The sequence below is a fragment of the Asanoa sp. NPDC050611 genome (genome assembly GCF_040654855.1).
Classification (GTDB): Bacteria; Actinomycetota; Actinomycetes; order Mycobacteriales; family Micromonosporaceae; genus Asanoa.
Window position 1 is genome coordinate 1 of sequence record NZ_JBFAIU010000269.1, and the last position, 10,695, is coordinate 10,695.

A 10,695-nucleotide genomic window follows, 5' to 3' on the forward strand; every position below is an offset into this window, starting at 1 on the left:
GAGCCGCCGCTCGGCGAGCCGGTGGCCGGCGAGTCGACGCTGACCCGGGAGATGCGGGCGTTGACCGGGGCCGGCCGGCACGAGGGGCGGCCGTCTCCAGTGTTGATCTATCGTGCGGTGTGCTGCCAGACGACATCGCCGCGCTGCGGGCGCGTTCGCGGGAGCGGGCCGCCGCGCGCAACCCCGAGCCCCCGATGCCCACCGAGGACCGGCTCGTCGGCGGTGTGCCGGTCCGCGTCTATCAACCCGACGCCCGGCCCGTGGTGGTCTACCTGCACGGCGGCGGGTTCGTCATCTGCGATCTAGAGACCCACGACTCCCTGGTACGGCGGCTCGCCGCGGCGACGGGAGCGTGCGTGGTGGCGGTGGACTACCGGCGGGCGCCGGAGCACCCGTATCCCGCGGCGGTCGACGACGCGGTCGCGGTCCTGCGCGCGCTGGCCACAAGCGACCGGCCGCTCGCGGTGGCGGGCGACTCGGCCGGCGGCATGCTGGCGGTGCTGGCGGCGCTGCGGCTGCCCGACGTCCCGGTGGTCGCGCAGTTGCTGATGTGCCCCAACGCGGACCCGACCCTGAGCTCGCCGAGCGTGGCGGAGTACGGCGGCGCGACGCTGCGCGGCTGGCTCGACCACTGGCTGCCCGACGCGGCAATGCACTCCTCGCCCGAGGTCAACCTGCTCGCCGCCGACCTGCGCGGCCTGCCGCCGACGCTGCTGGTCACCGCCGAACACGACGCGCTGCGCGACGAGGGGGAGGCGCTGGCGGCGCGACTGGGCGCGGCGGGCGTACCCGTGCGGCACTGGCGTGAAGCCGGCGCGGAGCACAACTTCCCGACCCTGCGGGAGGTCTCGGCCGCCGCGGCGGAGGCCGAGGACCGCTATCTCACCGCGGCGTCCGACCTGCTCCGGGATTCCCTGTAGCCGCTGCAACGAAAGCCGTCGCTCGCGCGCCGTGGGCAGCATGCCGGCCGCCGGAGCGGTAGTCCGCGAGCTTCGACCAGCGCGGCCACCGCCCGGCGTCGCGCCTCGTCGCTCATGGAGCCTCGGGCTTGTCGCCGGAGCGCTGCGTGCGTGACGGCGAAGGGTAGCCTCAGCGTTCATGGGCAAACCTCAGCAGCACGTGCTGACCGTGGAGTCGACCGAACAGCTCACTCCGCACGTGGTGCGGGTCGTCGCGACCGGTGCGTCGCTGGCCGATTTCGCTAACAACGGGCACACCGACGCTTACGTGAAGCTGCTGTTCGTCGACCCGGCGCTGGGGTTGGAGCCGCCGTACGACCTCGCCGAGCTGCGCGCGACCCTGCCGCGGGAGCAGTTGCCGGTCGTGCGGACGTACACCGTGCGCTGGGTCGACCGCGTCGCATGCCGGCTCGCGATCGACTTCGTGACGCACGGCGACACCGGCGTCGCCGCGCCGTGGGCGATGAAGGCCGCGCCCGGTGACCGGCTGGTCGTCTCCGGCCCGGGCGGCGCGTACGCCCCGGACCCGGAGGCCGGTTGGCACGTCCTCGCGGGCGACCTGTCGGCACTGCCCGCGATCGCGGCGGCCCTGGAGTCGATGCCGGGCGACGCATGCGGCGTCGCGTACCTCGAGATCGACGACGACGCCGACATCCTCGACCTGAAATGCCCGGAGCAGCTGACCGTGCACTGGCTGGTCAACCCGGACCCGAACGACATCGCGTTCCTGGCCCGCGCCGTCGACGAGGGCCCGTGGCCGACGGACGCGGTGCACGTCTTCGCCCACGGCGAACGCGAGTCGGTCAAAGCGATCCGCGCGGTCCTCCGCACCCGCGGCATCCCACGCGAGTCCATCTCCATCTCGGGCTACTGGGCCCGCGGCCGCACCGAGGACGCCTTCCAGGCCGAGAAGCGCGAACCGATCGGCCAGATCGACTAACCGACGCCGACGTGGTAACTGACCACCATGGACGTGAGCGCGAGCAACAGGGATCTGGCGAAGTTCACCGCCGCCGCCTTCGGCGGATCCGCCAGGGTCACGCGTCACCGGGACCGGCACGAGATGAGTCACATCGATCTGCTGCTCGCGGAGGATAGCCCGGACGATGGGCTGACCTCCGTCGCCACGATCGGTCTGTCCGACCGCGCGGTAACGGGCACCGTGCGGCCGCCGCTCGGCTGCGAGGTCGTCGGCTGCGCGCCGAGCGACGTTCTGACGTTCGCCAACGCGGTCGCGGCGATCGCGTTCTACGTGATCAACGACCGCTGGGAGTGCCGCCCGGGTGCGGTCTTCCCGGGCTGTGTGGGTGCGTACGTCCAAGGCACGACGGTGCCGCACCTGCTCCTCGTGCCCCCGTTCCTCTGGGCGACGGACTTCCCGTCGCGGACGTACACCGACAAGACCGTGGCGTGGCTGCTGGCAGTGCCCATCACTGAGCGGGAGCGTCTGTTCGTCGAACAGCGGCAGGATTCGGCGGAGCTGGAGAAGACGTTCGAGGCCGTGCAGATCGACCTTTTCGACCTGCATCGGCCTTCCGTCCTGTGAGCCGCGAATACCCGGTGTGACGCGGACGGCCGCGGCGGCGCTGAAGGGATGGACCGTCGGCGACCCGGCGCGGTCTGTCATGGGGGAGGCACAGCGTGCGGATGGTCTGGCGGATCGGTGTTCTGTCGGTCGTGGCGGTTTTCGGCGGGCTGCTCGTCGCCGGCACGGCTCAGGCGCAGTCCGTGAAGACCGGGTCCGTGACGTTCAGCGGCGACAGTGGCGACTACATCAGCCAGGGCGACTCATACTCCTACTCCACCGGCAACGGTGACGGGATCACCGTGTCCAGTTCGTCCGGCAGCACCGTCGCCATCTCGATCAATGCCTACAACGGTGACTGGTGGACCGTCACCTTCGACGCGCCCGGCACGCAGAAGCTCACCGCGAAGACCTACAGCGCCGCACACCGGCATCCGTTCAACGGGACCGGGCCCGGGCTCGACCTGAGCGGTGAAGGGCGCGGGTGCAACGAGCTGACCGGGTCCTTCACCGTCACCAAGGCCGTGTTCGGCGCCGACGGCTACGTGCAGGCCTTCGACGCCACGTTCGAGCAGCATTGTGAGGGCGGCGACCCGGCTGCGCGCGGCAAGGTGCACATCGCGAACCCGACCGCGCCGCGCGCGACCACGACCCAGCGCTCCACGACGACCAAGCCTGGCACCACGACCAAGAGCCCCAACGTCACGAAGAGCCGCCCGGCCACCAAGCCGCGCCCCACGCCCACCGCCAAGGCGCCGGCCGGCGCTCCCACCGCCGGGCCCAGCGCCGACCCGGCAGCCGGTGGCGCGACGGCGGGCACCACCGAGGCCGACCTCACCAACGCCCAGCTCGCGTCGGCACTGCTCAAGGATGGCGCCGTCATGCGCCGCGCGGTTATCGGCGTGGGCATCATCGCCCTGCTCGGCCTCGCCGCCGCCGGGCTCCTCGTCGCCGGCCTCCTCCGAAACAGTCGCGTCAAGTGACGCCCACGCGCTGACCTCAGACCAATTCCGGCACGCGGAGGTGGGCGAAGGCCAGCTCGAACTCGGCCACCTCGACGATCTCCGAGCCCATCTGCCCGGCCGCCCGGGCGCGCACCTGGCTGGCCTGCTCGGCCGTCCGGGCCATCGCCGCGGCGCTGTCGAAGATGATGTTCGAGACCGCCATGCCCGACGAGCGGTTCAGCAGCAGGCTGGCGCTGCAGAACCCCGCGTAGCTCTCGATCGTCGGCAGCAGCGACTTGAAGATCTCGATCGAGTCGTCGGCCCGCGCCGGGTCGCCGCGCAGGTAGGTGATCCGCGCGTGCGCGCCGTCGGGCGCCCGGTGGTCGCGGTGCATGACCACGACCTCCCACTCGTCGTTGCTGATGTCCGTCGCGCCGAACGCGCCCATGAGCCGCTGCCGCAACGGTGACACCTTGCTCTCGCTCGCCTTCATCGCCCCCTCGTTCTCCCATGACGACGTGGCGATGCAGCGCCCGGTGTCCCGGTCGACGAGCAACGACAACCCGACACAGCCGTCGATGGCCAGCATGTCGGACATCAGCTCGTCACTCAGGAACGTGATGCCCCGGTCGATCGAGGACGTTTGGGCCACGATCGTGGAAGAACGCGCATACATGATCAACACCCCTTTCACCTTCCAGCGTCCTCCGCGCGCGGTGCCGGCGCAGGCGAACCCGGCTAACGGGGGTTGATGTCCAGCACGACCCGGCCCTGGCTGGAGCTGTGCTCCGCCAGTTCGTGCGCCTGGGCGATCTCCTCGAGCGGCAGCCGCGCCGCGATCGGGTAGTGCAGGTCGCCGGCGGCCAGTGCGGCGGTCAGGTCGGCCGCGGCCGACTCGTTGGCCGGTTCCGGGAAGTCGTCGTTGCTGAGGAAGCGAACGGTGATGTTCTTGAAACCCAGCGGCCAGTACGGGATCCGCGGCTCGCTCGACCCTGTGGCGTAGGTGGCGATCACACCCCCGTACCGCAGGATCTCCAGGTTCGTCGCCATGTTCGCGTCGAACGCCAGCTCGGCCACCCGGTCGACCAGGTCGCCGCCGGTCAGCTCGAGGATCCGGGCGGCCATGTCGCCGCCCTCGGCGGCCACGGCCGAATGCGCGCCCGCGGCCACCGCGGCCTCGACCTGGTCCGGGCTGCGGACCGTGCCGATCACCGTCGCGCCGCCGCGCCGGGCCACGGCCACCGCCGCCCGCCCGACCGCGCCCAGGGCGCCGGTGACGACCACCCGCTTCCCGGTCACCGACCCGTCGGAGAAGACCGCCCGGTGCGCCGTGATGCCCGGGATGCCGAGGCCGGCCGCCTGCTCGTCCGGCACGCTGTCCGGCAGGACGACGGCGTGCCGCGACGGCACCACCGTGTACTCCGCCGCCGTGCCGAAGGGTCGGTACGACTGGGCGAGGTAGACCCAGACCCGTTCGCCGATCCGCGCCGGGTCCACGCCCGGCCCGACGGCGTCGATCGTGCCGGCACCGTCGCCATGGGGAACGACCCGCGGGAACGGCATCGTCGAGCCCCACCAGCCCTGCCGCTTGCCCAGGTCGCCGACGTGGATCCCGGACACCGACACGCGTACGCGGACCTCGCCCTCGCCCGGCGACGGGTCGGGCAGCTCGCCCACCCGCAGGACCTCCCGCGCCGGACCCTGCCGGTCGTACCAGGCCGCCCGCATCACGGACCCGCCGGCTCGGTCGTCGTGCCCTCCTCGGAGCTGATCAGCTCGTCGATCAGAGCGAAGAACGCCTGGATCCCGGGCCGGTTCCCGCCCCGGCGCCGCGACTCCGCGAAGTCCTCGGGCGTGCGCCAGTAGACGATGTCCAGCCACTGGTCGTCACCCACGCGGATCAGCCGCGCGCCGAGGAAGCCCGGGCGGTCGGTCTCGAAGTCCCGCACCATCGCGGGCCGCGCGGCCAGCAGGTCGTCGGCGCGGGCCGCGCGGAAGCGGGTCAGTTCAACGGTGGTCATAACTCGACTTTCTCCATAAGCCAGCCGTTGTACGGGCAAAACTGGGTGGTTCACGCCACAATCGCTGGCGATGGCTGGCCGGTACGACGGTACCGTACGGCTATACCGGCTGCGGCTGTCCAGCGCTGTGACCAGGTCAAGGAAGGCGCGACATGGCTCACCCGCCGTTTCCCCGGACGCGGTCATGATCACCACGCGGCGCATGACCGGCGTCAGCGTCGACGTGCCGCGCCGCACGGCCCGCGTCGAGGCGGGTGTGCGCTGGGGACAGGTGGTCGACGAGGCCGCCAAGGTCGGGCTCGCGCCGCTCGCGGGCTCCTCGCCGCAGGTCGGCGTCGTGGGCTACACGCTCGGCGGCGGGGTCAGCGTCGCACTCGGGCGGGCCCACGGCTACGCGGCCGACCACGTCACGGCGGCCGACGTCGTGACCGCGGACGGCGTGCCGCGCCACGTCACGCCGGACTCCGACCCGGACCTGTTCTTCGCCCTGCTCGGCGGCAAGGGCAACGTCGGCGTCGTCACGGCGCTGGAGTTCGGCCTGTTCCCGCTGACCGAGCTGTACGCGGGCTTCCTGCAGTTCGCCGGCGAGCACGCGCGCGCGGTGCTGGAGGCGTACCGGTCGCTCACCGCGACCGAGCCCGATGAGCTGACCTCCTCGGTCGTGCTGCTGCACGCACCGGACCTGCCGTTTGTCCCCGAGTTCATGCGCGGCCGGCTGAGCGTCTTCGTCCGCGTGGCCTACCTCGCCACGGACGCCGAGGGCGAGGCGCTGCTCGCCCCGCTGCGGGCCGTCGCGCCGGCGCTGGTCAACGTGACCCAGCTCGGCGGTGCGTTGGGACGCAAGCCGGAACGGCCCAACGCCGTACGCCGGGACGTGGCCTTCGCGATGTTCGCGTTGACCGTCGTGCCGCCCGGCGCGACGCTCGACACCGACGTGGCGGCGGAGCTGACCGGCCGGCTCACCCGTCCCGACAGCCGGAAGCACCCCGGCTACCTGTCACCCGCGGACGCTACGGTCGAGGGCGTGCGGCTGGCCTATGACGAAGCGACCTACGCGCGGCTCCGGGCGGCGAAGTCCACCTGGGACCCGGGCAACATGTTCCGGTGGAACCACAACATCCCACCCGCGGCATGAGACGCAGGCGGGCCGGCGGAGCCAAGCGCGCCGCCGTGCTGACGGCCGTGGCGGACGTGCTCGCCGCCCGCGGCTACGAGCACACGCGGTTCACGGACGTGTCGACGGCCAGCGGCGTCGCGATCAGCACGCTGCAGAACTACTTCGGTTCCCGCGAGGACATGGTCATCGAGGCCATGGAGGTCTTCACGGACCAGGAGGTCGAGGCCCTCGAAGCGGTGGCCGCAGCCGAGCCGGACCCGTGGCCCCGGCTCGTGGCGATGGCCGACCGGAGCCTGCACAACACCGAGCGGACCCGCCAGATCCTCGTCGAGTTCTGGCGGTCCGCCATGCGCGACGGCGACCTGCGCGACTACGGCGCGGAGCAGGCGGCGCGTTACCGGGCGCCATTTCTGGCGGCGGTGCGCGAGGGTGTCCAACGTGGTGAGTTCAGGCCGGCGCACAGCGCCGAGGCGGTGACCGACCTGCTGCTCGCCGGTCTGGCGGGGCTGATCGTCTCCCGCGCGCAGCAGCAGCCGATGCCCTCGCCCGTGGAGTTCCGCGACGCCCTGCTCGCCCAGCTGCGGCTGATGCTGGGCGTCACCGCTCCGCGTTGACCTGTGCGCGCACCGCCGGCGCCACCTCCTCGGCGAACCGGGGCAGCTGGTCGGGCCCCTCTCCCCAGTAGAGGAACGTGTCGAAGCCGTACCCGAGCGCGATGTCGGTCAGCTCGTCGACCCACTGGTCCACCGGGCCCCGCAGCAGCCCTTCCCGCGGCCCGTCGGTGATCCGGCCGTTGATGTTGAGCACGCGGCGGATGTCGGCGGGATTCCGGCCCGCGCCGGCGGCCGCGTCGTCCAGCCGGGCGGCCGCCTCCGCGAGCGGGGTGATCTCGCCGCGCAGCGACGGCACCCAGCCGTCGGCGAGGCGGCCGGCCAGGGCCAGCGCGCGGGGCCCGTACACACCGAGCCAGATGCCGATCTCGTGCGCGGGTACGGGCCCGGAGTGCGCGCCGGCCAGCCGGTAGTGCCGGCCCTCGAAGCGCAGGTTGCGCTGCCCGCTCCAGACCAGCCGGATGACCGCCATCGCCTCCTCGAGCGCCGCCAGCGACTCGCCGGGCGTCCGGCGCGGGCCCCCGTACGCCTCGATCGCGTCCCAGAACGACCCGGCGCCCAGCCCCAGCTCGAACCGGCCCCCGCTGAGCACGTCGATGCTGGCCGCCGCCTTGGCCATGACGGCAGGCGGGCGCAGTGGCAGGTTGGCGACGTCCGGGAACACGCCCACCCGCGTGGTCACCGCCGCGATCGCGCTGAGCAGCGCGAAGGTGTCGACGTAGCGGCGCTGGTAGGGGTGGTCCTGCACGCCGATCCAGTCGAGGCCGCGGTCCTCGATCTCCCGCGCGGTGGCGAGCAGCGGGTCGGCGGCGTTCGGGATGAGGAAGTATCCGAAGGTGAGGTCACGGCCGTAGTCGGGCACGCCTCAACGGTAAATCGTCGTTCCCCCACGACGATCCCGCCCACCGACGACCATGAGCCCATGGCCGCGGAGGAGCCACCCGAGGAGACGCCGAAGCAACGGTGGGACCGGAACTTCAACGACCTGCTCCAGGAGTTGCGGGTCGCGCAGACCGGTGTGCAGATCCTCTTCGCGTTCCTGCTCACGCTGCCGTTCAGCAACGGCTTCCCGCGCACCGACACGTTCCAGCGCAACACGTACCTGGTGTCGCTGCTGGCCGCGGCCGGCGCGACCGCGTTGATCATCGCGCCCGTGGCCTTCCACCGGGCGCTGTTCCGCCAGGGCCGCAAGCCCGAGCTGGTTCGCTTCGCGCACACCGTGGCCACCGCCGGCCTGTCGTTCCTGCTCGTCTCGATCGTCAGCGCCGTCCTGCTGGTCACCGACTTCATCGTGTCGCGGAACGTGGCCATCATCCTCGGCGGCATCACCACCATCTTCTTCCTCACGTTCTGGGGGGTGCTGCCGTGGGTCCGGCGCGACTGGAGCGAGCCGTACGAGACCGAATCGGAGATGACGCGAAGAAGGGAGCATCCCGAGGAGTTCTAGAAACCTACCGACGGGTAATAAAGCGAGGTACCGTCAGAACCAGCACAGCCAAGCCCGACAAAAGGGGGAAGCCGTGACGACCACCCAGAACAGGCCGCCGGAGGCCGGCGGCGCCGATGGTGCCGGGGCCCTGCCGCACGAGGCGGGCACGGTTTCCTACCAGGAGTCCCGCGAGGTCGCCGAGGCGTCCCGCGAGACCGACTGGACCAAACCGAGCTTCGGCAAGGAGCTGTTCCTCGGCCGGCTGCGGCTCGACCTGATCGATCCCTGGCCCCAGCCCGACCCGATCCGGGCCGCGAAGGGCGACGAGTTCGTCAAGAAGCTCAACGCGTACGTGCGCAGCGAGGTCGACGGCGAGCGGATCGAGCGCGAGGACCGGATCCCGGACGAGGTGTTCCACGGCCTGGCCCGGCTCGGCGCGTTCGGCATGAAGATCGACGAGAACTACGGCGGCCTCGGGCTGACCAACCTCGACTACGCGCGCAGCCTGATGCTGGTCGGCTCGGTGAACCCGGCGATCGGCGCGCTGCTCTCGGCGCACCAGTCGATCGGCGTGCCGCAGCCGCTCAAGCTGTTCGGCACCGCCGAGCAGAAGCGCCGCTACCTGCCCCGGCTGGCCGCCGGCGAGGTGTCCGCGTTCCTGCTCACCGAGCCCGACGTCGGCTCCGACCCGGCCCGCCTCGGCACGATCGCCGAGCCGGTCGAGGGCGGCTACCGGCTCAACGGCGTCAAGCTGTGGGCCACCAACGGCACGGTCGCCACCCTGCTCGTGGTCATGGCCCGGGTGCCCAAGTCCGAGGGGCGCCGCGGCGGCATCACCGCGTTCGTGGTCGAGGGCGACTCGCCGGGCATCACGATCGAGCGGCGCAACGGGTTCATGGGCCTCAAGGGGCTGGAAAACAGCGTGACCCGCTTCCACGACGTGTTCGTGCCGGCCGACCAGATGATCGGCGGCGAGGGGCGCGGCCTCAAGATCGCGTTGACCACGCTCAACACGGGCCGGCTGTCGCTGCCCGCGATGTGCGTCGGCGCCGGCAAGTGGTGCCTCAACGTGGCCCGCCAGTGGTCCGCGGAGCGGGTGCAGTGGGGCCGCCCGGTCGGCGACCACGAGGCCATCGCGCAGAAGCTGGCCTTCATGGCGGCGACCACGTACGGCATGGAGACCATGCTCAACCTCTGCTGCATGCTGGCCGACGACGACCGCAACGACATCCGCATCGAGGCGGCCCTCGTCAAGCTCTACGCGAGCGAGATGGGCTGGAAGATCGCCGACGAGCTGGTGCAGATCCGCGGCGGTCGCGGCTACGAGACGGCGGAGTCGCTGGCGGCGCGCGGCGAGCGGGCGGTGTCGACCGAGCAGATCCTCCGCGACATGCGGATCAACCGGATCTTCGAGGGCTCGACGGAGATCATGCACCTGCTGATCGCGCGCGAGGCGGTCGACGCGCACCTCTCCGTCGCCGGCGACATCGTCGACCCCAAGGCCGACCTGGGCCGCAAGGCCAAGGCCGGCGCCCGGGCCACCGCGTTCTACGCCAAGTGGCTGCCCGGCCTCGCGGTCGGCAAGGGCCAGAACCCCAACGCCTTCACCGCGTACGGGCCGCTGGCGCACCACCTGCGCTTCGTCGAGCGGGCTTCCCGCAAGCTGGCCCGGTCCACGTTCTACGGCATGTCCCGCTGGCAGGCGCGGATGGAGGACCGCGAGGTCTTCCTCGGCCGCATCGTCGACATCGGGGCGGAGCTGTTCGCGATGGCGGCGGTCTGCGTCCGGGCCAACGCCGAGCGCGACGCCCGGCCGGAGGGCATGGAGCTGGCCGACCTGTTCTGCCGGCAGGCCAAGGTGAGGGCCGAGGCGCTGTTCACGGCGCTCTGGGACAACACGGACGCGGTCGACGCGAAGGCCGCCAAGCGCATCCTCGACGGGCGTTACGCCTGGCTCGAGGAGGGCGTGGTGCACCCGCAGGGCGACGAGCCCTGGGTGGCGACCTGGCAGCCCGGCCCGTCGACGGGCGAGGACGTGCGGCGGCGCGTGCCACCGCCCAGCTGACCCGTTCGATGCGGCGGCCCGGAC

General features: G+C 71.9%; 12 protein-coding genes. 8 read left to right on the forward strand and 4 right to left on the reverse strand.

Annotated features, from left to right (window positions below; all coding sequences use genetic code 11):
- The first annotated feature begins 119 nt into the window (after nucleotides 1–119).
- The 4 genes from AB0H87_RS30750 to AB0H87_RS30765 all read left to right on the forward strand — a co-directional run bounded on the left by AB0H87_RS30750 (nucleotide 120) and on the right by AB0H87_RS30765 (nucleotide 3,467).
- Nucleotides 120–920, forward strand: a complete 801-nt coding sequence (locus tag AB0H87_RS30750) for an alpha/beta hydrolase (protein WP_360153387.1) — start codon at nucleotides 120–122, stop codon at nucleotides 918–920.
- Between the two features lie 178 nt (nucleotides 921–1,098).
- Nucleotides 1,099–1,899, forward strand: a complete 801-nt coding sequence (locus tag AB0H87_RS30755) for a siderophore-interacting protein (RefSeq protein WP_360153390.1) — start codon at nucleotides 1,099–1,101, stop codon at nucleotides 1,897–1,899.
- A 123-nt stretch (nucleotides 1,900–2,022) separates the two neighbouring features.
- On the forward strand, nucleotides 2,023–2,505 hold the full coding sequence (locus AB0H87_RS30760; protein ID WP_360153393.1) for a suppressor of fused domain protein: 483 nt from the start codon (nucleotides 2,023–2,025) through the stop codon (nucleotides 2,503–2,505).
- Nucleotides 2,506–2,600: 95 nt separating this feature from the next.
- A complete protein-coding gene (locus tag AB0H87_RS30765) occupies nucleotides 2,601–3,467 on the forward strand; it encodes a hypothetical protein (RefSeq protein ID WP_360153396.1) in 867 nt (288 codons plus the stop codon).
- A gap of 16 nt (nucleotides 3,468–3,483) precedes the next feature.
- On the opposite strand, the gene AB0H87_RS30770 is transcribed toward AB0H87_RS30765, so the two are convergent.
- The 3 genes from AB0H87_RS30770 to AB0H87_RS30780 all read right to left on the reverse strand — a co-directional run bounded on the left by AB0H87_RS30770 (nucleotide 3,484) and on the right by AB0H87_RS30780 (nucleotide 5,449).
- A complete protein-coding gene (locus AB0H87_RS30770) occupies nucleotides 3,484–4,104 on the reverse strand; it encodes a hypothetical protein (protein ID WP_360153399.1) in 621 nt (206 codons plus the stop codon).
- A gap of 62 nt (nucleotides 4,105–4,166) precedes the next feature.
- Nucleotides 4,167–5,156, reverse strand: a complete 990-nt coding sequence (locus AB0H87_RS30775; protein ID WP_360153402.1) for an NADPH:quinone reductase — start codon at nucleotides 5,154–5,156, stop codon at nucleotides 4,167–4,169.
- The gene (locus AB0H87_RS30780) at nucleotides 5,156–5,449 is read right to left on the reverse strand and encodes a hypothetical protein (RefSeq protein ID WP_360153405.1); all 294 of its coding nucleotides are present in this window, start codon (nucleotides 5,447–5,449) and stop codon (nucleotides 5,156–5,158) included. Before AB0H87_RS30780 ends, AB0H87_RS30775 begins: the two co-directional genes overlap by 1 nt.
- Before the next feature lie 70 nt (nucleotides 5,450–5,519).
- Between AB0H87_RS30780 and AB0H87_RS30785 the strand changes: the two genes are divergently transcribed.
- Nucleotides 5,520–6,584 carry an FAD-binding protein gene (locus AB0H87_RS30785; protein WP_360153408.1) on the forward strand — a complete coding sequence of 355 codons (1,065 nt, stop codon included), beginning with the start codon at nucleotides 5,520–5,522 and terminating at the stop codon, nucleotides 6,582–6,584.
- Nucleotides 6,581–7,180 (forward strand): TetR/AcrR family transcriptional regulator, encoded by a 600-nt coding sequence (locus AB0H87_RS30790; protein ID WP_360153411.1) that lies wholly within the window; start codon nucleotides 6,581–6,583, stop codon nucleotides 7,178–7,180. The genes AB0H87_RS30785 and AB0H87_RS30790 overlap by 4 nt, the downstream gene beginning before the upstream one ends.
- On the opposite strand, the gene AB0H87_RS30795 is transcribed toward AB0H87_RS30790, so the two are convergent.
- Nucleotides 7,164–8,039 carry an LLM class flavin-dependent oxidoreductase gene (locus AB0H87_RS30795; RefSeq protein ID WP_360153414.1) on the reverse strand — a complete coding sequence of 292 codons (876 nt, stop codon included), beginning with the start codon at nucleotides 8,037–8,039 and terminating at the stop codon, nucleotides 7,164–7,166. The genes AB0H87_RS30790 and AB0H87_RS30795 overlap by 17 nt on opposite strands.
- Nucleotides 8,040–8,099: 60 nt before the next feature.
- Between AB0H87_RS30795 and AB0H87_RS30800 the strand changes: the two genes are divergently transcribed.
- A complete protein-coding gene (locus tag AB0H87_RS30800; protein WP_360153417.1) occupies nucleotides 8,100–8,624 on the forward strand; it encodes a DUF6328 family protein in 525 nt (174 codons plus the stop codon).
- A 130-nt stretch (nucleotides 8,625–8,754) separates the two neighbouring features.
- Nucleotides 8,755–10,671 carry an acyl-CoA dehydrogenase family protein gene (locus AB0H87_RS30805; RefSeq protein ID WP_360153420.1) on the forward strand — a complete coding sequence of 639 codons (1,917 nt, stop codon included), beginning with the start codon at nucleotides 8,755–8,757 and terminating at the stop codon, nucleotides 10,669–10,671.
- Nucleotides 10,672–10,695 lie beyond the last annotated feature (24 nt).

Bases quoted from the DNA above. Each gene is read 5' to 3' on its own strand.
- AB0H87_RS30755 (WP_360153390.1), top strand. From the start codon at position 1,099: ATGGGCAAACCTCAGCAGCACGTGCTGACCGTGGAGTCGACCGAACAG.
- AB0H87_RS30760 (WP_360153393.1), top strand. From the start codon at position 2,023: ATGAGTCACATCGATCTGCTGCTCGCGGAGGATAGCCCGGACGATGGG.
- AB0H87_RS30770 (WP_360153399.1), bottom strand. From the start codon at position 4,104: ATGTATGCGCGTTCTTCCACGATCGTGGCCCAAACGTCCTCGATCGAC.
- AB0H87_RS30775 (WP_360153402.1), bottom strand. From the start codon at position 5,156: ATGCGGGCGGCCTGGTACGACCGGCAGGGTCCGGCGCGGGAGGTCCTG.
- AB0H87_RS30780 (WP_360153405.1), bottom strand. From the start codon at position 5,449: ATGACCACCGTTGAACTGACCCGCTTCCGCGCGGCCCGCGCCGACGAC.
- AB0H87_RS30785 (WP_360153408.1), top strand. From the start codon at position 5,520: ATGGCTGGCCGGTACGACGGTACCGTACGGCTATACCGGCTGCGGCTG.
- AB0H87_RS30790 (WP_360153411.1), top strand. From the start codon at position 6,581: ATGAGACGCAGGCGGGCCGGCGGAGCCAAGCGCGCCGCCGTGCTGACG.
- AB0H87_RS30800 (WP_360153417.1), top strand. From the start codon at position 8,100: ATGGCCGCGGAGGAGCCACCCGAGGAGACGCCGAAGCAACGGTGGGAC.